General features: G+C 60.2%; 24 protein-coding genes and 2 pseudogenes. 18 read left to right on the top strand and 8 right to left on the bottom strand.

From position 1 onward, the window contains the following. Nucleotides 1–85: 85 nt before the first annotated feature. From HFO71_RS28750 to HFO71_RS28740, 3 genes are all read left to right on the top strand, one after another. Nucleotides 86–1,507: a S8 family serine peptidase gene (locus HFO71_RS28750; RefSeq protein WP_245007000.1), complete on the top strand. Its 1,422-nt coding sequence runs from the start codon at nucleotides 86–88 to the stop codon at nucleotides 1,505–1,507. A gap of 287 nt (nucleotides 1,508–1,794) precedes the next feature. Beyond that, nucleotides 1,795–2,361: a sugar transferase gene (locus tag HFO71_RS28745; protein WP_077979743.1), complete on the top strand. Its 567-nt coding sequence runs from the start codon at nucleotides 1,795–1,797 to the stop codon at nucleotides 2,359–2,361. Nucleotides 2,362–2,484: 123 nt separating this feature from the next. Continuing rightward, entirely contained in the window at nucleotides 2,485–4,500 is a 2,016-nt protein-coding gene (locus HFO71_RS28740; protein ID WP_077979742.1) for a polysaccharide biosynthesis protein, read from the top strand. 28 nt (nucleotides 4,501–4,528) lie between these two features. Here HFO71_RS28740 and HFO71_RS28735 read toward each other — a convergent pair whose 3' ends face one another. The 3 genes from HFO71_RS28735 to HFO71_RS28725 all read right to left on the bottom strand — a co-directional run bounded on the left by HFO71_RS28735 (nucleotide 4,529) and on the right by HFO71_RS28725 (nucleotide 6,846). After that, on the bottom strand, nucleotides 4,529–5,803 hold the full coding sequence (locus tag HFO71_RS28735) for an O-antigen ligase family protein (protein WP_077979741.1): 1,275 nt from the start codon (nucleotides 5,801–5,803) through the stop codon (nucleotides 4,529–4,531). A 333-nt stretch (nucleotides 5,804–6,136) separates the two neighbouring features. Continuing rightward, nucleotides 6,137–6,388: a hypothetical protein gene (locus HFO71_RS28730; RefSeq protein ID WP_025398493.1), complete on the bottom strand. Its 252-nt coding sequence runs from the start codon at nucleotides 6,386–6,388 to the stop codon at nucleotides 6,137–6,139. A 53-nt stretch (nucleotides 6,389–6,441) separates the two neighbouring features. Further along, nucleotides 6,442–6,846, bottom strand: a complete 405-nt coding sequence (locus HFO71_RS28725; protein ID WP_025398492.1) for a DUF2934 domain-containing protein — start codon at nucleotides 6,844–6,846, stop codon at nucleotides 6,442–6,444. Nucleotides 6,847–7,114: 268 nt separating this feature from the next. On the opposite strand from HFO71_RS28725, the gene HFO71_RS28720 reads away from it, so the two are divergent. The 3 genes and pseudogenes from HFO71_RS28720 to HFO71_RS28710 all read left to right on the top strand — a co-directional run. After that, nucleotides 7,115–7,837, top strand: a complete 723-nt coding sequence (locus HFO71_RS28720) for a GntR family transcriptional regulator (protein WP_077979739.1) — start codon at nucleotides 7,115–7,117, stop codon at nucleotides 7,835–7,837. Nucleotides 7,838–7,883: 46 nt separating this feature from the next. Next, entirely contained in the window at nucleotides 7,884–9,071 is a 1,188-nt protein-coding gene (uxuA, locus tag HFO71_RS28715) for a mannonate dehydratase (protein WP_077979738.1), read from the top strand. Nucleotides 9,072–9,244: 173 nt separating this feature from the next. Continuing rightward, nucleotides 9,245–9,485: pseudogene (locus tag HFO71_RS28710) on the top strand (EmrB/QacA family drug resistance transporter); the annotation flags it as partial. A 47-nt stretch (nucleotides 9,486–9,532) separates the two neighbouring features. Here HFO71_RS28710 and HFO71_RS28705 read toward each other — a convergent pair. Together HFO71_RS28705 and HFO71_RS28700 are read right to left on the bottom strand one after the other, a co-directional pair. Further along, nucleotides 9,533–10,402 carry an aldose 1-epimerase family protein gene (locus tag HFO71_RS28705; protein ID WP_077979737.1) on the bottom strand — a complete coding sequence of 290 codons (870 nt, stop codon included), beginning with the start codon at nucleotides 10,400–10,402 and terminating at the stop codon, nucleotides 9,533–9,535. A gap of 104 nt (nucleotides 10,403–10,506) precedes the next feature. Continuing rightward, entirely contained in the window at nucleotides 10,507–10,836 is a 330-nt protein-coding gene (locus tag HFO71_RS28700; protein ID WP_131641887.1) for a DUF6665 family protein, read from the bottom strand. A gap of 204 nt (nucleotides 10,837–11,040) precedes the next feature. On the opposite strand from HFO71_RS28700, the gene HFO71_RS28695 reads away from it, so the two are divergent. The 3 genes from HFO71_RS28695 (at nucleotide 11,041) to HFO71_RS28685 (ending at nucleotide 13,774) form a co-directional block, all read left to right on the top strand. After that, on the top strand, nucleotides 11,041–12,663 hold the full coding sequence (locus HFO71_RS28695; RefSeq protein ID WP_077979735.1) for an ABC-F family ATP-binding cassette domain-containing protein: 1,623 nt from the start codon (nucleotides 11,041–11,043) through the stop codon (nucleotides 12,661–12,663). 256 nt (nucleotides 12,664–12,919) lie between these two features. Continuing rightward, complete coding sequence (locus HFO71_RS28690) at nucleotides 12,920–13,510, top strand: hypothetical protein (protein ID WP_027667052.1); 591 nt, start codon at nucleotides 12,920–12,922, stop codon at nucleotides 13,508–13,510. A 99-nt stretch (nucleotides 13,511–13,609) separates the two neighbouring features. Further along, a complete protein-coding gene (locus HFO71_RS28685) occupies nucleotides 13,610–13,774 on the top strand; it encodes a DUF1328 domain-containing protein (RefSeq protein WP_003549551.1) in 165 nt (54 codons plus the stop codon). An 81-nt stretch (nucleotides 13,775–13,855) separates the two neighbouring features. Here the strand turns inward: HFO71_RS28685 and HFO71_RS28680 are convergent, their stop codons facing one another. Beyond that, a complete protein-coding gene (locus HFO71_RS28680; RefSeq protein WP_027667051.1) occupies nucleotides 13,856–14,215 on the bottom strand; it encodes an EF-hand domain-containing protein in 360 nt (119 codons plus the stop codon). A gap of 20 nt (nucleotides 14,216–14,235) precedes the next feature. Beyond that, a complete protein-coding gene (locus HFO71_RS28675) occupies nucleotides 14,236–14,484 on the bottom strand; it encodes a glycine zipper 2TM domain-containing protein (RefSeq protein WP_003552191.1) in 249 nt (82 codons plus the stop codon). A gap of 587 nt (nucleotides 14,485–15,071) precedes the next feature. Between HFO71_RS28675 and HFO71_RS28670 the strand changes: the two genes are divergently transcribed. Both HFO71_RS28670 and HFO71_RS36340 read left to right on the top strand, forming a co-directional pair. Then, nucleotides 15,072–15,593: a DUF992 domain-containing protein gene (locus tag HFO71_RS28670; RefSeq protein ID WP_017957594.1), complete on the top strand. Its 522-nt coding sequence runs from the start codon at nucleotides 15,072–15,074 to the stop codon at nucleotides 15,591–15,593. A 105-nt stretch (nucleotides 15,594–15,698) separates the two neighbouring features. Beyond that, nucleotides 15,699–15,779, top strand: a pseudogene (locus HFO71_RS36340) (GNAT family N-acetyltransferase); the annotation flags it as partial. A 1,033-nt stretch (nucleotides 15,780–16,812) separates the two neighbouring features. On the opposite strand, the gene HFO71_RS28665 reads toward HFO71_RS36340, so the two are convergent. Next, nucleotides 16,813–17,742 carry a LysR family transcriptional regulator gene (locus tag HFO71_RS28665; RefSeq protein WP_077979731.1) on the bottom strand — a complete coding sequence of 310 codons (930 nt, stop codon included), beginning with the start codon at nucleotides 17,740–17,742 and terminating at the stop codon, nucleotides 16,813–16,815. Nucleotides 17,743–17,814: 72 nt separating this feature from the next. Between HFO71_RS28665 and HFO71_RS28660 the strand changes: the two genes are divergently transcribed. From HFO71_RS28660 to HFO71_RS28630, 7 genes are all read left to right on the top strand, one after another. Beyond that, nucleotides 17,815–18,732 carry a DMT family transporter gene (locus HFO71_RS28660; protein WP_132614781.1) on the top strand — a complete coding sequence of 306 codons (918 nt, stop codon included), beginning with the start codon at nucleotides 17,815–17,817 and terminating at the stop codon, nucleotides 18,730–18,732. 97 nt (nucleotides 18,733–18,829) lie between these two features. After that, complete coding sequence (locus HFO71_RS28655) at nucleotides 18,830–19,603, top strand: DeoR/GlpR family DNA-binding transcription regulator (protein WP_017957589.1); 774 nt, start codon at nucleotides 18,830–18,832, stop codon at nucleotides 19,601–19,603. 120 nt (nucleotides 19,604–19,723) lie between these two features. Continuing rightward, entirely contained in the window at nucleotides 19,724–21,235 is a 1,512-nt protein-coding gene (gene glpD / locus HFO71_RS28650; protein ID WP_077979729.1) for a glycerol-3-phosphate dehydrogenase, read from the top strand. Between the two features lie 41 nt (nucleotides 21,236–21,276). After that, nucleotides 21,277–22,353 (top strand): ABC transporter ATP-binding protein, encoded by a 1,077-nt coding sequence (locus HFO71_RS28645; RefSeq protein ID WP_077979728.1) that lies wholly within the window; start codon nucleotides 21,277–21,279, stop codon nucleotides 22,351–22,353. A 9-nt stretch (nucleotides 22,354–22,362) separates the two neighbouring features. Continuing rightward, nucleotides 22,363–23,433: an ABC transporter ATP-binding protein gene (locus tag HFO71_RS28640; protein WP_077979727.1), complete on the top strand. Its 1,071-nt coding sequence runs from the start codon at nucleotides 22,363–22,365 to the stop codon at nucleotides 23,431–23,433. 3 nt (nucleotides 23,434–23,436) lie between these two features. Continuing rightward, nucleotides 23,437–24,300, top strand: coding sequence for a carbohydrate ABC transporter permease (locus tag HFO71_RS28635; protein WP_017957585.1), 864 nt, complete (start codon nucleotides 23,437–23,439; stop codon nucleotides 24,298–24,300). Between the two features lie 13 nt (nucleotides 24,301–24,313). Then, nucleotides 24,314–25,135, top strand: a complete 822-nt coding sequence (locus HFO71_RS28630) for a carbohydrate ABC transporter permease (RefSeq protein ID WP_017957584.1) — start codon at nucleotides 24,314–24,316, stop codon at nucleotides 25,133–25,135. Nucleotides 25,136–25,148 lie beyond the last annotated feature (13 nt).

The raw sequence follows: 25,148 nt of genomic DNA, 5'->3' as shown, positions 1-25,148 counted from the left end.
AGTCAAACGTATTCTCGGGATAGTTTGATCGAAAGTGGCTTCTCGATCTGAGAATCCAATCGGAAACTGCCGCAGGAGACCGACCATGCTGCTTACAGTCAAGATTAAGTCGTTGCGCCTCCTCGCTGCTGCAACTATCGGCGGGGTACTTACTCTTCTGCCCCTGCCGTTGGGTGACGCCGGGTTCACCATGCCCGCTGCGCTTGCCGATGACGATGATGGAGATGACGACGACGGCGGCAGTGGTGGTGGTGGCGGCGATAACGGCCGCGGTGGAGACCGTGACAATCCCGCATACCATCGGGGCGGAGGCGGCTTCCATGATCTGCGCTCGCTCTTTCGCTGGCCATCCCGCGAGCGTCGTACACCCATGCGCCGCGCAGCCTCGACGCCGGAACAGGCGCAAAACGAGCTCGTCGCGATTGGTCTTGAAGAAGACGCGATTGCCGGATTGACCCAGGAGGGCTTTGCCGTTGAGGATCGCATCCAGGTTTCGCTCATCGGCAGCGAAATGGTGAGGCTCATCGTGCCGGCAGGCACGACGCTCGATTCGGCGCGCGCTGCCGTCGTGGCCCGCAGTGCGACGGCCGTGGTCGATCTCAACCATTTCTACCAGCCGCAATCGGAGAACAAGGCAGGCTGCTCGGGGGAGGGGTGCGCACTCGTCCGCGAGATCGTCGGGTGGCCGACCAGTGAGATCACCCGATGTGCCAAGCCGCCCCGCATCGGTCTCATCGACACGGCGATCAATATCGATCATGTGACCCTGATGAATACGCGGTTGGAGGTCATCCGCCTCAGCGAAGGGGAGGCGACAAAATCGGGCGCGCAGCATGGTACTGCCGTTGCTGCCCTTTTGATCGGTGCATCGGACAGCCGCGTCCCCGGGCTCCTGCCTGGAGCGGAACTCATCGCCGTCGACGCCTTTCAGCGCTCCGGAAAATTTGCGGATATCGCCAACATTTACGACCTCGTGCGGGCGCTGGATATGCTCGTTCAGCGCGACGTCAAGGTCGTCAACCTGAGCTTGACCGGCCCGGCGAACGCGGTGCTCGAAAAATCCGTGAAAGCAGCGACCGAAAGCGGGATGATCCTGGTGGCCGCCGCCGGCAATGATGGCCCGAACGCAAAGCCTGTTTACCCTGCGGCCTATGACGAAGTGATTGCCGTGACGGCAGTTGACAAGGGGCGCAACCCTTATCGCCGTGCCGTGCGTGGCGATTATATTGACATTGCCGCTCCTGGCGTGGGGGTCTGGACTGCGGCGTCCATCTCCGGCGCCCGACAAAAAACCGGCACATCCTTCGCTGCGCCCTTCATCACGGCGGCGGTCTCGGTGCTGATTGCTGGCGATCCTGATATGTCGCACGAAAGTCTGGAGGCAAAGATAAGGCAATTTACCGACGACATTGGGAAGCCAGGGAAAGACCCGGTGTTCGGGTGGGGGCTTCTAAACGCAAGCAGGCTTTGTGAAAGCATAAGCGACACTAAGCCATCGGCGTTGTGACCCAGCTGCCGCTTCACGATCTGTTGACGAACGATTATGGTTAACAGAGTGTAACGGAAATAAAGGCCGAAATAGTTTCTGGTTGGCAGCTTCCGGCTTTCGGATCAGAGGGTTAGGGCCGAGAAAATTTTGAGAGACGGAAGAGCCCCGCAGGCGATGATCGACCAAGCCGATTCATGGAAAAAACACTACATCCCAGCAGTTGACGCGAAACGCTTTTTGACGATACGGCAGGCGACGGCGCGAATGGCGATGGTCGGGCGATGGGGGCGGAAGAGCTGCGGAGCATGGGTTTGAAACGGGCGATGGATTTTTTCTTGGCTTTGATTGCGGTGGCGATCCTGCTCGTTCCAATCCTTGTCGTCGCTCTTTGTGTTCGCTTTACCTCGCCCGGACCGGTCCTCTATTGGTCAAAACGTGTCGGCCGTTTCAATCAGATCTTCCTGATGCCGAAATTTCGCAGCATGCGCATCGACACACCGACGGTTGCCACGCATCTGCTCGAAAATCCGGATCGCTTTCTGACACCCATCGGCTCGTTTCTGCGCAAATCCAGCCTCGACGAACTGCCACAGCTCTGGTGCATTCTCGAGGGGAAGATGAGTTTCGTCGGACCGCGGCCGGCACTCTACAATCAATATGATCTGATAGAGTTGCGGACGGCCCATGGTGTCGACAAGCTCCTGCCCGGACTGACGGGATGGGCACAGATCAATGGCCGGGACGAATTGCCGATTCCGGAGAAGGTAAAATTCGATGTCGAATATCTCGAACGCCGCTCGTTCGGCTTCGACATAAGCATCCTGTTTATGACGGCCGAGAAGGTCATTCGCCGTAAGGGAATAAGGCATTAAGCTACCTACTTCTGATAGATAAGCGGTGCGGGAGACCTTACTTTCCGATTATTTCAGTTGCGCTCGTTGCAGAAAATGACAAGAAGGTGGTTGTCTGATTGATCCGCGAGACGCTGGTAAGCAATGCCCGAAAATACCCCCACTGAGACGCCGCGCTCAGGATGGTTCTTAATGCCGATGCAAGCGCTCGTCGCCCCTTTGCTGGCGATGCCGCGGGTTGCCAAACGCGCTCTGGCCTTGCTGCTGGATTCCAGCTTTTGTGTTCTGACGATCTGGCTGGCCTATTGTTTCCGCCTGAACGAATGGACGGTGCTGACAGGTGTGCAGTGGCTGCCGGTCTTCGTTTCACTGTGCATGGCCCTTCCCATCTTCATCGTCATGGGCATGTATCGGGCGATCTTCCGTTATGCCAACATGGCTGCTTTCATTACTGTTCTGAAGGCGATTGCGATCTACGGCGTCGCCTTCATGACGATATTTACAGCACTCAGCGTCCCCGGTGTTCCGAGAACCGTCGGCATCCTCCAGCCCTTCCTTCTGTTGATTGCGATCGGGCTGTCGAGGTTGAGTATCCGCTACTGGCTCGGGGATGCCTACCAGCGCATCCTTCACAAGAATATGCTCGCCAAGGTGCTGATCTATGGGGCAGGGACGGCCGGGCGGCAACTGGCCGGTGCCTTGATCAACAGTGCCGAACTCAATGTCGTCGGCTATCTGGATGATGATCCGCGTCTCAAGGGCGGCGTCATGGGTGGTTTGCCGATCTACGACCCCTCGGATCTTCCAGTGCTTGCCGAATCTCTCGGCGTGCACAACGTGCTTCTTGCTCTTCCCTCCGCATCGCGGCAGCGTCGCAACGAAATCCTGGAGCACATCCGTAAAGCCAGGGTCAATGTTCGCACCTTGCCGGATCTCACTGCCCTGGCTCAGGGACGCATCGCCGTCTCCGACATCCGAGAGCTGGAAATCGAAGATCTGCTGGGAAGAGAAGCGGTCGCGCCGCGCCAGGAGCTACTCGACAAGTCGATGCGCAACAAGGTGGTGATGGTCACCGGCGCTGGCGGCTCGATCGGCGGCGAGTTATGCCGTCAGATATTGCGCACCGGGCCTTCCAGCCTGATCCTCATCGATCAGAATGAGTTTGCGCTTTATAATATCCATGCCGAATTGCAGAAGCTCGCCGAACTGTACAAGCATGAAAATATGCAGATCGTTCCGATTCTGTGTTCCGTCCGCGATCAGGATCGCATGGAACATGTCATGCAGAGCTGGCGACCTCAGACGCTCTATCATGCAGCCGCTTACAAGCATGTTCCCCTTGTCGAACACAATGCCGTGGAAGGCATCAAGAACAATGTGATGGGTACGCTGGTCGCGGCACGCGCGGCGAATAAATGCGGCGTCTCGAATTTCGTGCTGATCAGCACAGACAAAGCCGTACGTCCGACAAATGTAATGGGCGCCAGCAAGAGGCTGGCGGAAATGGTTCTGCAGGCGCTTGCGGCGGAATCGGCTATCGACAAAATGCGGACGAATTTCTCCATGGTCCGTTTCGGAAACGTCCTCGGCTCCTCCGGATCCGTCGTGCCGCTTTTCCGGCAGCAGATCAAGGAGGGCGGCCCGGTGACACTGACACATCCTGATATAACCCGCTATTTCATGACCATTTCGGAGGCTTCTCAACTCGTCATACAGGCCGGCGCGATGGCCGAGGGCGGAGATGTCTTCCTGCTCGACATGGGAGAGCCGGTTCGCATCGCAGATCTCGCCCGCAAGATGGTGGAGCTTTCCGGGCTGGCCGTCCGCGACGAAGACAATCCCGAAGGCGATATCGAGCTGTCCGTTACCGGTCTTCGGCCCGGCGAGAAGCTCTTTGAAGAACTGTTGATCGGGGACAACCCTGAAACAACCGAACATCCTCGGATTATGAAGGCGCGTGAGGATTTCCTGTCCTGGCCGGAGCTGTCGCGAAGGCTCAACACGCTCAACGCGGCATTGGACCGGAACGATATGATCGCTGCACGTGCGACATTGGCGGAGCTTGTTTCCGGCTATTCCTCAACAGGTGAGGTCTCGGATCTGGCTTTCACCGGCGCCGAGCCAATACGGCTGCCTCAGACAATTCAAAGCACGCTGTAAGGTCTGCAGGCTCAAGGCGTGCCCGACGTCAGTTCCGAACGACGGGCGCAAAACACGTGCTGCCCCGATCCGCACAAATAAGGGCGACCATGTAGGCGAAGATCGGATCCAAAGCTTTCTGATTGAACATGATGCCAAAGCTGCCTGTTATGACGTAGCTGCTAACGAGCAGAAGAGCGAGCGCAATCGCTAAATCCCGGCCCGGTCCTGGTTCTTTTCTCCACGCGCCGATCACGGGCGTCAGCAGCATCAGCGAAAGCGCTGCAATGCCGAAAACGCCGGCGTCGATTCCCGCGGTCAGAAAGCCGTTATGGACATGCGAGTAAGGCAACTGCGGCCTTATATTATCGGGAAGCTCTGCCAAAACCGAACTCATTCGGTTCTGCGGGCCATAACCTGTCAACGGGTCCTTACTGATTGCTGATAGTGCGCCTTTGTACAAGGCGAACCGGGCACTCAGCGACGTGATCTCGCCGTCGGTGCGTTCGAGCGACGTCAGATTTTCCTGAAGCGCCTGGATGCGATGGAGGATCTGGCCGCTGCCCAAGGTGAGAAGTCCCACCAACAGCAGAGAGCTGGTAATAGCCAGGCTGCGCAAACTCAGATGGAAGCTGTGTTTGCGAAAATACCAGAGAAAGATGACGATATGGATGGGAATGACCAGCCAGGCCGAGCGCGTTCCGGAAAGCAGAACGCAGCCTAGACCCGCGGCATATCCCAATATCGCAATTCTTTGCTCCACGCTTCTGGGAGATTGAATGTTGAGAAGCGCAATGCCGCCGAACAGAATACCTATCACGCCGAGGAGTGCAGCGTTGGACGTTCCAGCCTCTGCTCTCTCCATCAGAAACATGATCTGCAGGAGACTGAAAAGAAAGGTGACAATCATGCCGATGCCTGCGCCGAGGATAAAGAGCGGCACGAGACGGCCATCGGGAGATTGGCGCATTCGCGGCAATATCAGCCAGATGGAAAAGAAAGGCAGGAGCCGGAATATCCAGTCCGGTACTTCGGAGTAAGGCGGATTGATGAAGATGCTGGCAATCATCACCAGCGGATAGATCGACATGAAAATGGCAACGAGCCGGTCGGATTTCGACAGGTTCAAGGCGAGGCTGCCCGTCGCCAGACAGTAGACGCCCCACACCATCGACGCGAGGAGGATGAAGGAGTTAAAGTTCGGCGAAAGCCCTGGAAGGATTGCAAAGAGAAAGACGGCAATGCGGTTGTTTCGGTCGAGTGCGCTTCCGGCCTCGTCCCCCGGATAAAGCACTGCCATCTTGAGTTGTCTAAAATAATTCACTTTGCCGGTCCTGACCGTGTCGATGCTGCCTCGCTAAGGATCGTCATCACAGCTGTCAAGCTGTGATAACGGTGCAATCTATGGCTTTATTCGACGTGGTATTCCGGCAACAGGCATCCGGACAGACGTAGTTCTTTTCGATGATGGGTGGCAAGTGCGTGCGACGGTAAGGCCAGCTTGAACAGAAAACACGTCTGAGGTGCGAGCTTGATGTGACGGTGTAGCAAGCAGCCCGACGGGGCGCTCCGAGAAAAGAGAAGGCGGCGCCATCGGGATCGGCATGGCTAGTCGAAGAACCGATGCATGCGCCTCGTTGAAGTGACGCGGCTGCCGCTATCGCCAATATGGGCGTGTCGAACCTTCCGCCGACGATCGACCAAGGAGATAGCCAAGCCCGAATGCGACAATGCCGGTGGTGAGCAGCAATGCGCTTGCGGTATGCGGGTGCTCTCTGGCACCCAAGGCGACGGCATAAGCCTCACGTTTCATCTCTTTGGCTGCCGACTTCGCGACCTTGGTCAATCCCTCCGGCTGCTCAGCGGGCGTTCCGGTGAATCCGGCGTTCAAGTTCTGTTTGTCGGTCATGTCGGGCACCTTTCTGAATGGCAAGAGGTCTGAGATTGGCGCGAGGCGGAAGTTCAATCCTGCTCGCGTGTGCCGGGGGAGGCTTCGCGTTGATCGGCGTCCTCGAGATCGGTCTTGACGAGGAAGGCATCCGTATGTTCGCGCGAGGCCTCTCGCAATGCTGCGAGGTTTGGAGGATTGTCGGCTTCGCCCTGCTGCGCATCGAGTTCATGTTCGGCCAGGGTCCAGTGATGCCCGTGCTTGCCTTCCGGCCTGCCTTCTTTCTCCCACAGGGAATATGCCCTTCCTCGGATCTCCTCCTCGCGGCTGGCTGCCGGCGACCCGCCGCTCGGCCTGTCGATTTGGTTTGCGGCTCGCCGAACCATCTTCCGTCCGCCAGCGTCCGCGGCGGGTGGAGTTTTCGGCCGGCCGCCGTCAGTCGTATTTTCGTTTGTCTTGCGTGGTGCTGGCTTTTTCATGAGGGCCTCCTTGCGGATCTCAACCAACTTGGCCGATCTAAGTTCCAAACAAAGAGTGCCTCGGCGTAGAGATCAGCTTTTCATTTCCGCGAGGTCTATGCCGTTCACCAGCGCTTGCGCACTGTAATTGCCGTTCCATGTTTTTGCCTCCGCCCGGGGGTCGACTTGCTCAATTCGCGAAGCGTCGAACCTCGAGCAGTATGTCTTGGCACGGCGATAAAACTGATATACTAGTATGCCACGAGGTTTCAGCGTCCCGGTATACCCCATGCAGCAAGCATCAGAAACCGAAGTTTTGGTCGTCCCGACGTCGCGGGAGGCCGGGGGCAGGCTGCGCCGTATCACCACGGCCGGCGCCATCTATGATCGCCTCTATGCCGACATCGTGTCGCTGCGGATGCCGCCCGGCATGCTGCTGCAGGAAAAGCGGATCGCCGATGATTTCGGCGTCAGCCGCACGCCGGTACGCGAGGCGCTGCTCCGGCTTTCCGAAGGCGGACTGGTCGATATCTACCCGCAGTCGGGCACCCTCGTGTCGCGGGTGGCGGTCTCGGCGATCCCTGAGGCGGTCGTCGTGCGCAAGGCGCTCGAAGGCGCGACCGTCGAGGCTGCGGCTCTGACCGCGACGGCCACCGATATCGCCCGTCTCGACGCCATCATAGCCCGCCAGCAGGCCCATGCCGCGACCGGCAATGCTTCGAGCTTCCATGAGGAGGACGAGGCCTTTCATGAGGCGATCACGCAGATATCGGGTTATCCCGGCATCTGGGCAATCCTGAAAACGGTCAAGGTGCAGATCGACCGGGCACGGCGCCTGACGTTGCCGGTCCTTGGGCGCATGGATAATGTGGTGCAGGAACACATGATCATCCGCGATGCACTGGCCGCCCATGATGCGGCGGTTGCACGAAGCGCGATGACCCATCACTTAAGCGCCGTCATTCCCGATGTCGACGAGTTGCGCGCGCGTTACCCCGATTATTTCTGCTGACAGCAGGCCAGAACACGAAACGAAAAGCGAGAGGGAAGGAAGAAGGATGCGACAGGGTTGGAGATGGTTCGGGCCGGAAGCGCCGGTGACGCTGGATGATGTCCGCCAGACGGGCGCGACGAATATCGTCTCTTCGCTGCATCAGGTGCCGATCGGCAGGGCCTGGACGGAGAAGGAAGTGCGCGAACGGCAAGCTCTGATCGAGACGACGCCCGGCGACCGTTCCCCGCTCGTCTGGTCGGTGGTCGAGAGCATCCCGATCCCCGACGCCGTCAAGCGCAAGGGCGGGGAGGCGAAGGCCGAAATCGAGGCGTGGATCGCCAGCCTAGAAGCGGTCGCCGCCTGCGGTATTCCGATCGTCTGCTATAATTTTATGCCGGTGGTGGACTGGACTCGCACCGAACTCGATTTCGTGACGCCGACCGGCGCCACCGCCATGCGCTTCGACCATGAACGCTTCGCAGCCTTCGATCTCTTCATTCTGGAGCGGCCGGATGCGGCGCAGCACTATTCCAGCGAAGACCGCGAACGGGCGCGTATCGTCTTCGAGGCGATGACGGACGACGAGATCGCCGACATCACCCGCATCATCACTTCGGCTCTGCCGGGTTCGACCACCGAACCTCTGACCATTCCGGCCTTCCGGGAAAAGCTCGTCGCCTATAGTGGCATCGATGCCGCGAGGCTGCGCCGGCACCTGGTCGAATTCCTGGAGGCGGTGACGCCGGCTGCCGAAGCGCGCGGCGTCAAGCTGACGCTGCATCCAGACGATCCGCCGCGTTCGCTGTTCGGCCTGCCGCGCATCGCCTCGACGGCGGACGACTATGCCGCTCTCTTCGATGCGGTGCCGTCGGCGGCGAACGGCATGTGTTACTGCACCGGCAGCCTCGGTGTGCGCGCCGAAAACGACCTGCCGGCGATCGCCCGACGCTTCGCCTCGCGCATCCACTTCGCCCATCTGCGCGCCACGACGCGCGAGGGTGACGGCCGGACATTCCATGAAAGCGCGCATCTGGAAGGCGACGTCGATATGGTCGCCGTTCTCAGCGAACTGGTCGCGGAAGACCGCCGCCGCAGTCCCGAAGACACCATCGTGTTCCGATCGGACCATGGCCATCGCATGCTCGACGACCTCGACAAGGTCGTCACACCAGGCTACCCGGCCATCGGCCGCATGCGCGGCCTCGCCGAACTGCGCGGCATCCTGCATGCGCTGGGCGCTCCGCCAAACTGACGGTATCGTCGAAGGGTATCGGGTAAGGAGAGATGGCAAGACGCTGCCACACGCCTCTTCTCCCCAGCAGGGAGAAGGTGCCGGCAGGCGGTTGAGGGGGCCGCGCGGCACGTCGCTCAATATTGCCCTTCGCTTGCGCTCTGTGCATTCACTCCCAGTGTCGCTCACCCGGCCGCGATGAAGTCCGCACCCGTCTCGACCAATTGACAGCCTACTTCGTCCAGCATGGGTCTCCGACCATGCCGTCGCAGCCCAGAAGGCCGTCGTGGCGCTTGGCCAGATCGTCAAACGCCAGGCTCTGATCCTCGGTTTGCCGATACATTCGCCGTCATCGGCGTGGTTCTCGCCATTGGAGCCGTCGCCCTGCTGCTCACCCTAAAACCGCAGGCCGGTGGTGGCGCCGGCGCTCATTGAAACAGCGGCACTCGCCCGGCTTCCCGGCGAGCGCTTTCTGCCTGTCCCTATTCCGGAATTTTGACCGTGAAGGCGAAGCTCGCCACCGCACCCGGCGCTAGGATCGTGGTCGACGGCCTCTCCGACAGCTCGCTCGACCCTCCAGCTTCCGCAGCCGTCCCATGCCAGGGCTCGATGCAGAGGAAGGGCGCACTCGGCTTGGTCCACAGCGCAAGGTTGGGCAGGTTTTCGAAATGGAACTGCATGACCGGCCCGCCTTCGGCGCCGTAACTCAAGCTTTCGCCCGCACCATCAGGGAAAATCATCGCATCCTGCTCGAACATGGCGTGATCGAGCACCAGCCGGCCGGCATCGAACGGCGAGGGCAGGGGCGCGGGGTTGATGAGACCGCCTTCCAGCCGCACAAGACCCGGCTCGCCTTTATTGTCGAGCGTCACGACATGGTCGCGCCCGGAAGCATCTGGCAATGGCCAGGCGAAGGCCGAATGGAATCCGAGGCCGAAGGGCATCGCCTTCCGGCCGCGATTGGTGACCTCCGCCGTGACAGTCAGCACACGGCCCTCGACCGCATGCACCACGGCCAGCTGAAAATCGAAAGGATACACCGACCGCGTCGCATCCGAGGCGACCAGTTCGAACCGGCACATCGTCTCAGTGGAGGCCGCAAGCACGAATTCGCTGCGGCGGGCAAACCCATGCTGGGCCATCGGATAGACCGTGCCGCCGATCGCTACCTTGTCATCAGGCGCCTTGCCGACGATCGGAAACAGGATCGGCGACCGCCCGGTCCAGAAGGCTGCGTCGCCGGTCCATAACCACGAGCGTCCGTCGCTTGAGCTCAGCGCCTGCATCTCGGCGCCGAGAGAGGAGACATCGACGGTGAGATCCTCATTCCCGATCCGGATGGAGATTGGCATCGCGTTTCCTTTCGCATTGGTTCGGCACCAAGCCATACCGTTCCGCACGGGGGATTTCCACCCAATAGAGGGCGGGACGGCAGCCACACCATCCGCCGCCCTCGTTATTTCCTGATCGCGCCCAATCTCGCGATCACTTCGTTCGGGATGCCGTAGCGCTGGATGGCGTCGCGGTTGTTCCGCAAGCCGCAAATCTCACGCTGGATGAAGAACGCCCAGACGGCGTCGGAGGCTTCGTTGAGAAGCCTCTCGTGGTCTTCGCCGCTCTGGTGGTCGGCAGTCCAGGTCCTCAGGGCGGCAAGGGCTGCCTCCACCTTTAGCCCGTGACGTCCGAGCGATTCCGCGCGTTCCGACATCAACTCGTATTCGAGGACGTTGAAGCCGTTTCTATCCTGCTCGGATTGTCTGAAGGATTGCGGCGGACGAACGCTCATTGGCACAGGTCTCCGTTGGCGTGAGCCGCGATATTATCCAATCCTGTTGCAAATTAAAGAAGGTGAGCATGATGTGGTTCGAAAACCACTCAGGCTTTTCGGCATCATATTCTTGATCGACGGGGTGGGAAACGGGGCTATCCTGCGGTTTCTCCGCATGGCATAAGCGCGCCAAAATCTCTTTCTCCAGGCGCCGCGTAAATCATGATCCGTATCGAAAATATCAGCAAGCAGCTCAGCCACCGCATCCTCTTCATCGAGGCTTCGGCAGCGCTCAACAGAGGCGAGAAGATCGGTCTCGTCGGCCCGAACGGCGCCGGCAAGACGACCGTTTTCCGGATGATCAACGGCGAGGAGCAGCCCGACGAGGGGCAGGTCTCCTGCGAGAAGGGCGTCACCATCGGCTATTTCAACCAGGACGTCGGCGAGATGGCCGGCCACAGCGCCGTCGCCGAGGTGATGAACGGCGCTGGGCCGGTCAGCATCGTTGCTGCGGAGTTGCGCGAGCTCGAAGCCGCCATGGCCGATCCCGAGCAGGCCGACGACATGGACAAGATCATAGAGCGCTATGGCGAGGTGCAGGCGCGCTACGAGGAGCTGGACGGTTACGCGCTCGAGGGACGCGCCCGCGAAGTGCTCGCGGGCCTGAGCTTCAGCCAGGAGATGATGGACGGCGATGTCGGCGCGCTGTCGGGCGGCTGGAAGATGCGCGTAGCGCTTGCCCGCATCCTGCTCATGCGCCCGGATGTCATGCTGCTCGACGAGCCAAGCAACCACCTGGATCTGGAAAGCCTGATCTGGCTGGAAGAGTTCCTGAAGGGGTATGAGGGCGCGCTGCTGATGACTTCGCACGATCGCGAGTTCATGAACCGCATCGTCACCAAGATCATCGAGATCGACGGCGGCACGCTGACGGCCTATTCCGGCGACTATGAATTCTACGAGCAGCAGCGGGCGCAGAACGAGAAACAGCAGCAGGCCCAGTTCGAACGCCAGCAGGCGATGCTCGCCAAGGAAATCAAGTTCATCGAACGGTTCAAGGCGCGTGCCTCGCATGCCTCGCAGGTGCAGAGCCGCGTCAAGAAGCTGGAGAAGATAGACCGGGTGGAGCCGCCCAAGCGCCGTCAGGCGGTCTCCTTCGACTTCCAGCCGGCGCCGCGTTCCGGCGAGGACGTAGTCAGCCTGAAGAACGTTCACAAGAAATACGGCAGTCGAAGCATTTATGAAGGGCTGGATTTCATGGTGCGGCGCCGGGAACGCTGGTGCATCATGGGTATCAACGGCGCCGGGAAATCGACGCTGTTGAAATTGGTGACGGGCACGGCCGAGCCTGACGAAGGCAGCGTCGCTCTCGGCGCCAGCGTCAAGATGGGCTATTTCGCCCAGCACGCCATGGATATTCTCGACGGCGAGCACACCGTCTTCCAATCGTTGGAACACCGGTTTCCCCAGGCAGGGCAGGGGCCTTTGCGTGCGCTAGCCGGATGTTTCGGCTTCTCCGGCGACGATATCGAAAAGCGGTGTCGGGTGCTGTCAGGCGGTGAGAAGGCGCGGCTGGTCATGGCAATGATGCTGTTCGACCCGCCGAACCTGCTCGTGCTCGACGAGCCGACGAACCACCTCGACCTCGACACCAAGGAAATGCTGATCAAGGCGCTGTCGCAATATGAGGGTACGATGCTGTTCGTGTCGCACGACCGGCATTTCCTGGCTGCACTCTCCAACCGGGTGCTGGAGCTGACGCCCGACGGCATCCATCAATATGGCGGCGGCTATACCGAATATGTGGCGCGCACCGGTCAGGAGGCGCCCGGCCTGCGAAGCTGACGATTATTTTGCCCGGCATGTCGAAACCGTCAGTGTCGAAACGACCAGTGAAGAGCCGGCTAGCGACATCGATTGGCCGCTCGGGGCAACGGAGGAGAAAACGCACCGCGGCCTTTGCGGATCCATCGGCCATGTTTGGGAAGTCGCGCAGGAATTGCGCTAGACGGCTGCCGCGCGTCTGAAATCGGCTCCAAATTTTAGGGGTTGCGACACGCGGTTCGATCGGTTGCGGACGGATTCGACGGTTGTCGCCACGATGATGACCAAATTCCGTGGTGTTCGGAGGCCTCTTCATGCAATCGGGGACGGGCGCATCGGCATGGACTGGATCAATCGTTATATCGATCAGCCGCTACTGCACGGCGCGGCGGGTTTGCTGCGGAGTTGGCATCTCCGCACGCGGCAACCGCCGGAGCTGCTGGAGCCGACGTGGAATCTCGTTGTGCTCTCCTTTCTCCTGATCGCGAGCGGGCAGGTCATGGCCGGCGAGACTTTCACGCTCAGTGTTGCCGCGCTGGTCATGCTGGCGCTGCCGTCCGCGCGAAAGCTGCTTTCGGCTGTGAAGGCAGGGCAAGGCGGTTACGGCGCCCGGGAATACAAGTCGCTGAGAGCGCGCGCCATCGCCAAACGTGAGGCGGAGTGGTCGGTGCGGATCATCGTCCTCTTCGCATCGGCCTGCCTTCCGTTCATCGCCCGCATCGACGATCCGGTGGGAGCCTATTTCATGCTGGGAGCCAGCATCTGGTTCGTCCTGACCGGGCCGCTCAAGGCCTATCTCGACGCGGCCGAACCTCCCGAGCCGAATGAAGGCGATCGGATGTACAGCGGCGTCTTTCACGTCGGCTGAATGAAGCTGATGCGACGTTGCATGTCCCGGCCATCAGACGGACGGGAACCAAATGGGGCGGCCTCCGTTATCTCCGCAGCAACGTACAAGGAGATTGCGATGCTTTACTACGCTCTGGTATTTCTCGTCGTGGCCTTGATTGCCGGCGTCCTCGGATTTGGCGGCATCGCAGGGGCGTCAGCTTCCATTGCCCAGGTTCTGTTCTTCATTTTCCTGGTGCTGTTCGTCGTATCGCTCGTCATGCGACTGATGCGAAAAGTATAACGCGACCATATTAAAGTATAAAAACCCGGCGAAACATCCGCCGGGTTTTCCTTTATTACCACATTTGGTTTGACGTCTCCGTCACTGAAGGTTTCCGTCCCGGTCGTGGTCGGCTGTCGCGAAATCCGCCATCACCCGCTGCATGAATTCGCTTCGGCTAATGCGGCCGTTGTTGTTCGCGTCGGTCAAAGTGAATTGCTCGACTGTCAGGATCTGCACCGTCTCGTCGGACTGCAGGCTGCCGTCCTTGTTCTTGTCGAGACTTCCGAAAGCCGTGCCCATGAAGGTCTCGTATTCCGATCGCTCGACGGTCTTGCTGGTATTTGCGTCAAGCCGATCCATCTGGCCCTGATACATCGATCCGGGCTGTTGCTGTTGTTGAGCCGCTGCCCCAACGCATTGGCACAGTATGAATGTGGTCACCAAAACCAAGGTCTTCATCGCTTGATATCCCTCCCCAATTAGCGGCAAGCCAGACGGTTGCCGACGTAACCGCCGCCGCCGATGCCGGCACCGACAGCAAGCACCTGCCCGGTTCCGGCGCCGATCGTGCTGCCGATCAATCCGCCGACAATCGCGCCGCCGACGGTTCCGGCGATGCAGCCGAATTCGGAATTACGATCCGAGACGGCTTGCGACGTCGGGCCGGACTGGCAGGCGGAGACGGCAAGGCATCCCGCCAGTATGATGTTTGTCCTGCGTATGCGCATCTTTCCCTCCCGATAAATTGCCCGTTATCTCCAATAGAGATCGGCGGGCGTACGATTGTCCGGCCCCCGCGAAAATATCGCCTGATTATATTTCTCAAATTCAGACTTAGTTGCTGTTCGAACAGAAGCAGAATTCCGGAAAACAAGCAGAAAATCTGCGGCAATGCCAAGCAATCATGCCGTTTCCTCTCCAGTTTCAGTGCTGGATGGAGAGTATCTTCAAACAGTACAGCTATCTATACGACATGGCAACCTGCGCGATCATCCATCGACTGTCCAATAGGACGCCTGCGATGTGGCATGATACCGCTCGTCGTGAGTTGACGGCGATCAGGATCGTGCCTTTCCGGCAACCATCCCTGACAAGATCGTGAAATAAACGGATGACGCGAAAAGGTGCCTTCGAAATGTCCCAATGGGAGCTGAACCGTAAGCGTGTTTGTCGCTTGCGCCCCCAGGCGCTTTGACATGCGATGCGTAAATGATGCCGGTTCGGGATCGTTTTGCGGTTCCGTCCGTTATCTGTTGCCGAATCTGGTGGCGAGTAGCCGGGTATGCTCCCGTCACGATTTGAGAAGGAGAGACTTATGAACAAAATTCTTGCGACGGCGTTTGCCGCGGTATCGTTGACGTTTGTCGGCGCTGGGGCGGTCAATGCCGCCGATCTAGGCACCAGGACATATGAAGAGCCGGACCTGCGCAATGGCGTGAAGATCGGTTACCTCACCTGCGATATCGGCGGCGGCACGGGTTACGTGCTCGGTTCCTCCAAAGAGGCCGACTGCATCTTCCAGTCGACCGTCGGCAACGAACTTTCGGATCGTTATACCGGTGAAATGAGAAAGCTCGGCATCGACCTTGGCTTCACCACGCGCAGCCGCCTGATCTGGGCCGTGTTCGCGCCGACGGCCGGCTATCACCGCGGATCGCTCGCCGGCCTCTATGTCGGTGCCACCGCCGAAGCCACGCTCGGCGCCGGTGTCGGCGCCAATCTCCTGGTTGGTGGCACCTCCGGTTCGATCCATCTGCAGACGGTCAGCCTGACCGGTCAGCTCGGCCTCAACGTTGCGGCCGGCAGCGCCTCGATGACGCTCACACCAGCGAATTGATATGGCCTTTTGACGTCCCCTGCCGCGTCGCGGCAGGGGAGGCCATCTCGTCTGAGGCGCGATTTCGCACTCTCGCATGCCCAAGCAGGATCACGACATAATGATATTCGAACGGCAACGCCCGACGAGGGCGAGGTCCTGGTGGGGCATTGTCTGAAGATCTGGGATAGCTACGGCACGCCGCCGTAGCACTACAGAGGGCGTAGCGTTGGTTTCCCATCAAACTACGTTATTGGAGAACAAATAAAGAAAGACACTTAGGAACCGTCGTCAGATAGCCAAATTCTCAGTTTGCCGACTGACCTGAAGCCCAGCTTTGTCATCTCGTCTAGCGCTGCGCCACTGTCATACCCGACTAGCGGCACATCGGGTGAAAAGGCTATAGTGGCCAACGAAATGGCATCTCGGAAGGCCTGCGGCGTACCAGCCAAGTTAAAGATATTGGAGATTCCTACAGCCTCCGGTGATCGATTTACGATGCAGCCCGCATCAATACCGTTGCCGGCCCATCGGCCATAGATATGCATGTTGCGATCGGAAAGCAGGGCCGGTGTGAAGACGTTGGCATCGGTCTGGCTACCAGACTCTTTCCAGGAATTTTCCCAGAGATCCAGCGCCGCGGCATCGCGAATGCGTGCCCAATTTTGAGGCTCACGCGCTGAAATTCTGTGAGGTTCAGCCTAAATCCATGATGCGGAAAACAACAACTGGAACCCTTTGTTGACGAGATCGAGCCTGGAAAACCCGTCTTTGAAACCAGGTCGCCGTCCTAGCCGATCTGTCAGCCGACCGATTTCAATCAGCTGTTCCTCCGTTGCATCCGGGTCAAGTGTCGTCATGTTGGAATAGTAGGGGGTGCGATCGCATCGCTTGACCAAAATGCACTGGTTCGCTGATGAGGCAGTCCATGGGCACGGAACATCGCCTGATACAAGTCTGCATTGTTAGCGGCACAGATGCGCGCTTTTTCTGCATCGGATCGTACCGTGTGTTTCAGGATATTGCTTCGCGAAGAGCTGCGTATCATAAGAAATCCTGTTGCTCGGAGCGTCTGACACCTAGCTGGTGCATTCGCGATAAATAGTTGAGCGGCCTCGACTTTGTTGCCATCGAGTGGCTGGCGCCGCGGTTTCTTTCCTCTGGCCCGCGCAGCGGCAATGCCGTCGTTTGTCTGCTCTATGACAAACTGGCTCGATCTAGCGCTGGCCGTCCGATCCGCCTACGTTTTGGCCCGGCCTGGCGCGGTGAACGCGGCGATCGTCGTCTCGTCGTGACCGGCCTCGCGCAGGAAGCGGCTGGCGAATTCGATGGCCGGGCTTCTAAGGGCCTCGTCCGGTCTAATTAGGTGAAAGGCCACATGATAGTCGAGCGTCCGCTCCGACACCGCGACGACGCGCCCGGTGGCCAGCGCGGCATCCGACAGCGGCGGCCGCGCGAGCGCGATGCCGAGCCCTTGCGCACAGGCATCGATCACCAGATTGTAGTCCTCGAAGCGCCGATCATGGCCGCGCGGTATATAGTCGACGCCCTCACGAGAGAGCCAGCGCCGCCAGCCTTCAATATTCGAATCGTGAAGGATCGGCAGATCGAGCAGCGCCAAGGCATCGGAGCGCTGCCCGAGCCGCTCCGCCAGCGCCGGGGCGGCGATCGGAAACGATTTCTCCTGCCAGAGCGGCAGGGCGCGCACGCCAGCCCATGGTCCTTTGCCGCAGCGAATGGCAAGATCCGTGCCTTCGCCGAAATCCGCCAGCCGGTGTTCGAGCGTCAGCTCGACATGCAGCTCGTTTCCTTCGAGCTTCGGCAGGCGTTGAAACAGCCATAGAGAGGCGACAGAGGGCGTCACCGAAAGGCGTACCACCGCCTTGTTGCGGCGAGGCAGCCAGCGTTCGCCGCTATTGCCGAGCAGCGTAAGTGCTTCTTCCGCCCGCGCGAAAAACCGCATGCCTTCCGGCGTCAGACGCACGCCTCGGGCTTCGCGCGCAAACAGGCGAACGCCCATCCAGCGCTCCAGCCGCGAGACCTGGCGCGACACCGCGCCGTGCGTGATGCCGCTTTCCTCGGCCGCAGCCGAAAACGATCCCAGCCGGGCGGCGCGGGCAAAGGTCTCGAGCGTATCGAGCGGCGGAAGAATTGGCGAGCTGTGAACCATGCGCACATCTGATCATCGATTGCGATGCTTTTCAAGCACGCATCGAAGGCCTAATCACTGTCGCAGCAACACATGGAGGCGAAAATGAGCATGGCGGCAAGTGTACCGGTTTCGACGAAACAGCAAGGCGGGTTCGATCTGGTGGCCTTTGCGGCGATCATCGTCACCATCCTCTCCTGGGCTTCCTCCTTCGTGGTGATCCGCATCTGTCTCGGACCGCTGACGCCGATCGAACTGGCGACGGCGCGTTATGTGGCAGCCGGCGTCATCGCTCTCGTCTATCTCGTCATCTATCGGCCGATGCCGGAAAAACGTGATTTTTTCCGCCTCTCCGTTGCCGCCGTGCTTTTCATCGCCGCCTATGCGGTTCTGCTGAACACCGGCGAGCAGACCGTTGCGGCGGGACCGGCAAGCTTCATCATCAACACCATGCCTGTCTTCACTGCCCTCATCGCCACATTCGCGCTTGGCGAGCGCTTCGGCCGCTGGGGCTGGGTGGGCACGGCAGTTTCCTTCGGCGGCGTGGCGCTGATTGCGGTCGCTTCCGACGGCGGCTTTAAGCTCGATCCGAATGCCGTCCTCATCCTTGGCGCGGCGCTCTGCTCGGCAGTCGCCAGCGTGCTGCAGAAGCCGCTGCTCGGGCGGTTGCCGGCGCTTGCCGTCACTGCCTGGATCCTGCTCATCGGTTCCGTACCACTGTTTCCGGCCGTCCCGGCGACGATTCAGGCGCTGGCCGCCGCACCGGCGGAGGTGAACTGGGGCGTTGCCTATCTCGTTATCTTCCCGACCGCGATCGGCTATCTCACCTGGGCAATCGCCCTGAAGCGGCTGACGGCCGCCCGCGCCTCGAATTTCCTCTACGGTGTTCCCCCGGTCGCCACGCTGATCGGGTTCGTCTGGCTGGGCGAAACGCCGACAGCGCTCGGCGCGGTCGGTGGCGTCATGGCAATCCTCGGTGTGCTCGTCGTCAACGTGATGCGGAAGCGGTAGCGTCGAATTCGGGCCGTGAAGGCGGCCCGGTAACAGATAGGCATTGCGCTGCGGTTCGCTTTCTTTAAAACGAAAGCAGATCGAAAGGCGCGCGTTCATGTTCTTGACCGACCGGCAAATTGAAATCGTGGCGATTGCGAAATCGAGCGGCAGAGTGCTGGTCGAGGAGCTCGCCTCCCGCTTTTCGGTGACGCCCCAGACGATCCGCAAGGACCTGAACGATCTCTGCGATGCGCAGGTGCTGACGCGCATCCATGGCGGCGCCACATTCCCGAGTGGGACGGAGAATGTCAAATACGAAGCGCGCCGTCAGATCGCCGCTTCCGAGAAACAGGCGATCGGCATTGCCACGGTCGAGCTGATTCCGAGCGGGGCCTCGCTCTTCATCAATATCGGAACGACAACGGAGGCGGTGGGCGAGGCGCTCGCCAACCATCACGAGCTGATGGTGATCACCAATAATATCAACGTTGCCAATAGATTACGCCTTTTTCCGGCAATCGAGGTGGTCATTGCCGGCGGGGTCGTGCGCGGTTCGGACGGCGGGATCGTCGGCGAGGCGGCCGTCGATTTCATCCGCCAGTTCAAGGTCGATTACGCCGTGATCGGCGCGTCGGCGATCGATATCGATGGCGCGCTTCTTGACTATGATTTTCGCGAAGTGAAGGTCGCCCAGGCCATCATCGCCAATGCCCGGCATGTCATTCTCGTTGCCGATTCGACGAAGTTCGAACGTACCGCGCCGGTCAGGATCGGTCAGCTTTCCCAGGTTCATACCTTCATCACCGATCGCTGTCCTGTGCCGTCGATCCGCAATCTCTGCCTCGAAAACAATGTGAAACTGATCGAAACGAACGGCAGATCTCGCTAGACAACAGACCCTCACAAACATTCGTTTGACATTCGTATTCCTTTCGTTTTAACTGATGTTACTTTCGCAATTGCGCAAGTTTTGTGCGATGCGAAATCGACGGCGGGCTCGGAGGGGGAATTGGGCCGAAATATTCACGACATATTCGTCATCGGTGGCGGCATCAACGGTTGCGGCATTGCGCGCGATGCCGTCGGGCGCGGCTATACGGTGGCGCTGGCGGAGATGAACGATTTCGCCTCGGGTACCTCGTCGGGCGCCACCAAACTGATCCACGGCGGCCTGCGTTACCTCGAGCATTACGAGTTTCGTCTGGTGCGTGAATCGCTGATGGAGCGCGAGATCCTCTGGGCGATGGCGCCGCACATCATCTGGCCGCTGCGTTTCGTGCTGCCCTACCACAAGGGCGGTATTCGCCCGGCCTGGCTGATCCGGCTCGGCCTCTTCCTCTACGACCATCTTGGCGGCCGCAAGCTGTTGCCGCCGACATCGGTGCTCGACATGCGCAGCGATCCGGCCGGCAAGCCGCTGAAGGCGCTGTTTTCCAAGGCCTTCGAATATTCCGACGGCTGGGTCGACGATGCCCGCATGGTGGTGTTGAACGCCCGCGATGCCGCCGACAAGGGTGCGCTGATCATGCCGCGCACCAAGGTGGTGTCGGCAAGGCGCGAGAATGGCCTGTGGAAGATCGAGACCATCGATACAGTCACCGGTCGCAATGACAGCCATCAGGCCCGCATGCTGGTCAATGCTGCCGGTCCCTGGGTCGACCATGTCATTCGTTCCGCCTTCGGCCAGAACGAAGCCCACCATGTCCGCCTCGTCCAGGGCAGCCATATCGTCGTGAAGAAGAAATTCGACGATGTGAGAGCCTATTTCTTCCAGAATCCCGACAACCGCATCATCTTCGCCATCCCCTACGAGGGCGACTTCACCCTGATCGGCACCACGGATCGCGACTACACCGCCGATCCCCGGGATGTCCGAATCTCCGAGGAAGAGACCGTCTATCTTTGCAATGCGGCGTCGGAATATTTCAAGGAGCCGGTCAGGCCGGAGGATATCGTCTGGACCTATTCTGCGGTCAGGCCGCTTTATGATGATGGCGCCTCGAAGGCGCAGGAGGCGACGCGCGACTATGTGCTGAAGCTGGAAGGCGAAGGTGCCGCGCCGCTGCTCAACGTCTTCGGCGGAAAGCTCACCACCTATCGCCGGCTTTCCGAACATGCGCTGGAGAAGATCGGTGCTGCGATCGGCGCCAAAGGCGCTCCGTGGACGGCCAAAAGCCATCTGCCGGGCGGCGACTTCGCGGTCAAGGGTTACGAGGCGGAGGTCGCCAAGCTGAAGCGGCGTTATTCGTTCCTCGCCGATCGGCATGCCCGCCGCCTGGTGCGCCGCTATGGCACCAAGGCCGAGGCGCTGCTTGGCGATGCCCGCGGCATCGACGATCTCGGTCGGCTGTTCGGTGGCGATCTCTACGAAGCTGAGGTCACCTATCTCGTCGAACAGGAATGGGCCCGGCACGCCGAAGACGTGCTGTGGAGGAGAACAAAGGATGGTCTGCGCCTTTCGAAGGAGCAGGCCCAGTCACTGGAGGAGTACATGGCTGCCATGCCGGCGATGGCCGGGTAGGAGCCATGTGGTCCCCGATGCGTGGAGGCACGGGAATCGGAATGCTGGAACTGCGAAACGCCGCCAAGATGGTGGGCGCGGACTATCATATCTATCCGACCGATCTGGTTCTCGAGCGGGGCACGCTGAACGTCCTGCTCGGGCCGACGCTCGCGGGTAAGACCTCTCTGATGCGGCTGATGGCGGGGCTTGACCGGCCGACCGGCGGCTCCATCCATTTCGACGGCACTGACGTCACCGGCATGCCGGTGCAGAAGCGCAACGTTGCCATGGTCTACCAGCAGTTCATCAACTATCCGGCGCTGACCGTTTACGACAACATCGCCTCGCCGATGCGCATATCGGGCAAGGATGCCGCCACGATCGACAGTGAGGTGCGCAAGGCGGCCGAGCTGCTGAAGCTCACGCCCTATCTCGATCGCACCCCGCTCAATCTGTCCGGCGGCCAGCAACAGCGCACGGCGCTTGCGCGCGCTCTCGTCAAGAATGCCAGCCTCGTGCTGATGGACGAGCCACTCGCCAATCTCGATTACAAGCTGCGCGAGGAACTGCGCGAGGAACTGCCGAAGATCTTTGCCCAATCCGGGGCGATCTTCGTCTATGCGACGACCGAGCCTTCCGAGGCGCTGCTGCTTGGCGGCAATACGGCAACGCTGAACCAGGGCCGGGTGACCCAGTTCGGGCCGACGATCGAGGTCTATCGCCGACCCGTCGATCTCGCCACCGCCGGCATTTTCGCCGATCCACCGCTGAACGCCCTCGACGTCACGAAATCCGGCAATGTCTTCACGCGCCCGAGCGGGGTGACGATCTCAGTTCCCTCGCATCTGGCCATCGTGCCGGATGGTCCCGTCACCATCGCCTTTCACCCGCATCATCTCGGCCTTGCGCCGCAGACCGGCGACGCGGCCCGCCTGCAGGCGCGCACGCTGGTTTCCGAAATCACCGGCTCGGAGAGCTTCGTTCACCTGGAATATGACGGTGTGCGCTGGGTGATGCTGGCGCATGGCATTCACGACATTGATCCCGACATGGAGGTTGAGGCCTTTCTTGACACCCGCCACCTGATGGCCTTCGGCAGCGACGGCCGCGCCATCGCCGCGGCCGGAAAGGTATAGGAGAGCACAATGGCACGCATCACGCTCGACCATATCCGCCACGCCTACGGCGCCAATCCGAAGTCCGACAAGGATTATTCGCTGAAGGAAGTCGACCACGAATGGAACGATGGCGGCGCCTATGCGCTGCTCGGCCCTTCCGGCTGTGGAAAGACCACGCTGCTCAACATCATCTCCGGCCTGCTGCAGCCCTCGCACGGCCGCATCCTGTTCGACGGCAACGATGTCACGAACCTTTCGACGCAGAGCCGCAACATCGCCCAGGTCTTCCAGTTTCCCGTCATCTACGACACGATGACCGTTTACGACAATCTCGCCTTTCCCCTGCGCAACCGCGGTGTGGCCGAGGCGGATGTCGACCGGCGTGTCCGCGATATCCTCGAAATGATCGATCTTGCCGGTTGGGCCAGGCGCAAGGCGCAGGGCCTGACCGCCGATCAGAAGCAGAAGATCTCGCTCGGCCGCGGACTGGTGCGCAACGACGTCAACGCCATTCTGTTCGACGAGCCGCTGACCGTCATCGATCCGCATATGAAATGGGTGCTGCGTTCGCAGCTGAAGCGGCTGCACAAGCAGTTCGGCTTCACCATGGTCTATGTCACCCACGACCAGACCGAGGCGCTGACCTTCGCCGAAAAGGTCGTCGTCATGTATGACGGCCAGATCGTCCAGATCGGCACGCCGGCCGAGCTTTTCGAGCGGCCGAGCCACACCTTCGTCGGTTATTTCATCGGTTCGCCGGGCATGAATTTCATGCCGGCCAGGATCGAGGGCCGCGCGGTCAAGGTCGGAGACGAGACCCTGACGCTCGATTACGCACCGAAGACGTCAGGCACGGCCAAAACCGAACTCGGAATCCGTCCCGAATTCATTCGTCTCGGACGGGAGGGCATGCAGGTCACGATCAGCAAGGTCGAGGATATCGGCCGGCAGAAGATTGTGCGCGCCCGCTTTGCCGGCCAGCCGATCGCCATCGTCGTGGCTGAAGACGCCGACATTCCCGCGGACGCCCGCGTCACCTTCGATCCGTCCGCCATCAGCATCTACGCCGACAGTTGGCGTGTCGGCAGGGAGGCCTGAGCCATGCAGAAGACGTGGAATAACAAAGCCTGGTTTCTGGTCCTGCCGGTGCTGCTGCTCGTGGCGTTTTCGGCCGTCATCCCGCTGATGACCGTCGTCAATTATTCAGTGCAGGATACGTTCGGCAATAACGAGTTCTTCTGGGCCGGTACCGACTGGTTCGTCCAGACCCTGCATTCCGACCGCTTCTGGGAATCGCTACAGCGAAATCTGCTTTTCTCCTTCATCATCCTGGCGCTGGAGATTCCGCTTGGCATCTTCATCGCGCTCAATATGCCGAAATCAGGACCGGGCGTTCCCGTCTGCCTGGTGCTGATGGCGCTGCCGCTGCTCATTCCGTGGAACGTCGTCGGCACCATCTGGCAGGTCTTCGGGCGCGTCGATATCGGCTTGCTCGGCCACACGCTCGAAGCCATCGGCCTCGACTATAATTATGTCCGCGATCCCATCGATGCCTGGGTGACGGTTATCGTCATGGATGTCTGGCACTGGACAAGCCTCGTCGTGCTGCTTTGCTATGCGGGCCTGGTGTCGATCCCGGACGCCTATTACCAGGCCGCCAAGATCGACGGCGCCTCGCGCTGGTCCGTCTTCCGCTACATCCAGCTGCCGAAGATGAAGCGGGTACTGCTGATTGCCGTGCTCCTGCGCTTCATGGACAGTTTCATGATCTATACCGAGCCTTTCGTGGTCACCGGCGGCGGGCCTGGCAACTCGACGACCTTCCTGTCCATCGACCTCGTGAAGACGGCCGTCGGCCAATTCGATCTTGGTCCGGCGGCGGCAATGTCGATCATCTACTTCCTCATCATCCTGCTGCTCTCATGGGTGTTCTACACCGTGATGACCAGCAGCGACGCGAGCTAAGGGAGGGCGAGATATGAGCAACAAATACAAACCTGCAGGCAGCCTCTCCTGGCTCGTTCCGACGATCTATATCATCTTCCTGATCCTGCCGATCTACTGGCTCGTCAATATGAGCTTCAAGGAGAATTCCGAAATCACCGGCGCCTTCTCGCTCTGGCCGACGAACCCGACGCTGCGTAACTACACAGTCATCTTTACCGACCCGTCCTGGTATAACGGCTATATCAACTCGATCATCTATGTGGTGATGAACACGGTGATCTCGGTCGCGGCGGCGCTGCCGGCAGCCTATGCCTTCTCGCGCTACCGCTTCCTCGGCGACAAACACCTGTTCTTCTGGCTGCTGACCAACCGCATGGCGCCGCCGGCGGTCTTCGCGCTGCCGTTCTTCCAGCTCTATTCGGCCTTCGGCCTGATCGACACCCACATTGCCGTGGCGCTCGCCCATTGCCTGTTCAACGTGCCGCTCGCCGTCTGGATCCTCGAAGGTTTCATGTCCGGTGTGCCGAAGGAGATCGACGAGACCGCCTATATCGACGGTTATTCCTTCCCGCGTTTCTTCATCAAGATCTTCATTCCGCTGATCGCCAGTGGCGTCGGTGTCGCGGGCTTCTTCTGCTTCATGTTTTCGTGGGTCGAGCTGCTGCTTGCCCGCACGCTGACGACGACGGCGGCAAAGCCGATCTCGGCGATCATGACGCGAACGGTGTCCGCCTCGGGCATGGACTGGGGCGTGCTGGCGGCTGCCGGCGTGCTCACCATCATTCCGGGCGCACTCGTCATCTATTTCGTCCGCAACTACATCGCCAAGGGCTTCGCGCTCGGGCGCGTTTGAGGAGGAGACGGTC

This window comes from Rhizobium laguerreae (genome assembly GCF_019778565.1).
GTDB classification, from domain to species: domain Bacteria; phylum Pseudomonadota; class Alphaproteobacteria; order Rhizobiales; family Rhizobiaceae; genus Rhizobium; species Rhizobium laguerreae.
Note: the sequence above shows the minus strand (reverse complement) of the source record. Positions and strands in the feature narration are given on the sequence as shown.

What these genes read in the sequence shown, in the direction of transcription:
- HFO71_RS28690 (WP_027667052.1), top strand. Translation starts at nt 12,920, where the DNA reads ATGATGACCAAATTCCGTGGTGTTCGGAGGCCTCTTCATGCAATCGGG.
- HFO71_RS28730 (WP_025398493.1), bottom strand. Translation starts at nt 6,388, where the DNA reads ATGACCGACAAACAGAACTTGAACGCCGGATTCACCGGAACGCCCGCT.
- HFO71_RS28665 (WP_077979731.1), bottom strand. Translation starts at nt 17,742, where the DNA reads ATGGTTCACAGCTCGCCAATTCTTCCGCCGCTCGATACGCTCGAGACC.
- HFO71_RS28720 (WP_077979739.1), top strand. Translation starts at nt 7,115, where the DNA reads ATGCAGCAAGCATCAGAAACCGAAGTTTTGGTCGTCCCGACGTCGCGG.
- HFO71_RS28655 (WP_017957589.1), top strand. Translation starts at nt 18,830, where the DNA reads ATGTTCTTGACCGACCGGCAAATTGAAATCGTGGCGATTGCGAAATCG.
- HFO71_RS28725 (WP_025398492.1), bottom strand. Translation starts at nt 6,846, where the DNA reads ATGAAAAAGCCAGCACCACGCAAGACAAACGAAAATACGACTGACGGC.
- HFO71_RS28680 (WP_027667051.1), bottom strand. Translation starts at nt 14,215, where the DNA reads ATGAAGACCTTGGTTTTGGTGACCACATTCATACTGTGCCAATGCGTT.
- HFO71_RS28700 (WP_131641887.1), bottom strand. Translation starts at nt 10,836, where the DNA reads ATGAGCGTTCGTCCGCCGCAATCCTTCAGACAATCCGAGCAGGATAGA.
- HFO71_RS28705 (WP_077979737.1), bottom strand. Translation starts at nt 10,402, where the DNA reads ATGCCAATCTCCATCCGGATCGGGAATGAGGATCTCACCGTCGATGTC.
- HFO71_RS28630 (WP_017957584.1), top strand. Translation starts at nt 24,314, where the DNA reads ATGAGCAACAAATACAAACCTGCAGGCAGCCTCTCCTGGCTCGTTCCG.
- HFO71_RS28635 (WP_017957585.1), top strand. Translation starts at nt 23,437, where the DNA reads ATGCAGAAGACGTGGAATAACAAAGCCTGGTTTCTGGTCCTGCCGGTG.
- HFO71_RS28685 (WP_003549551.1), top strand. Translation starts at nt 13,610, where the DNA reads ATGCTTTACTACGCTCTGGTATTTCTCGTCGTGGCCTTGATTGCCGGC.
- HFO71_RS28695 (WP_077979735.1), top strand. Translation starts at nt 11,041, where the DNA reads ATGATCCGTATCGAAAATATCAGCAAGCAGCTCAGCCACCGCATCCTC.
- HFO71_RS28740 (WP_077979742.1), top strand. Translation starts at nt 2,485, where the DNA reads ATGCCCGAAAATACCCCCACTGAGACGCCGCGCTCAGGATGGTTCTTA.
- HFO71_RS28750 (WP_245007000.1), top strand. Translation starts at nt 86, where the DNA reads ATGCTGCTTACAGTCAAGATTAAGTCGTTGCGCCTCCTCGCTGCTGCA.
- HFO71_RS28640 (WP_077979727.1), top strand. Translation starts at nt 22,363, where the DNA reads ATGGCACGCATCACGCTCGACCATATCCGCCACGCCTACGGCGCCAAT.
- HFO71_RS28745 (WP_077979743.1), top strand. Translation starts at nt 1,795, where the DNA reads ATGGGTTTGAAACGGGCGATGGATTTTTTCTTGGCTTTGATTGCGGTG.
- uxuA (WP_077979738.1), top strand. Translation starts at nt 7,884, where the DNA reads ATGCGACAGGGTTGGAGATGGTTCGGGCCGGAAGCGCCGGTGACGCTG.
- HFO71_RS28670 (WP_017957594.1), top strand. Translation starts at nt 15,072, where the DNA reads ATGAACAAAATTCTTGCGACGGCGTTTGCCGCGGTATCGTTGACGTTT.
- HFO71_RS28660 (WP_132614781.1), top strand. Translation starts at nt 17,815, where the DNA reads ATGGAGGCGAAAATGAGCATGGCGGCAAGTGTACCGGTTTCGACGAAA.
- HFO71_RS28675 (WP_003552191.1), bottom strand. Translation starts at nt 14,484, where the DNA reads ATGCGCATACGCAGGACAAACATCATACTGGCGGGATGCCTTGCCGTC.
- HFO71_RS28645 (WP_077979728.1), top strand. Translation starts at nt 21,277, where the DNA reads ATGCTGGAACTGCGAAACGCCGCCAAGATGGTGGGCGCGGACTATCAT.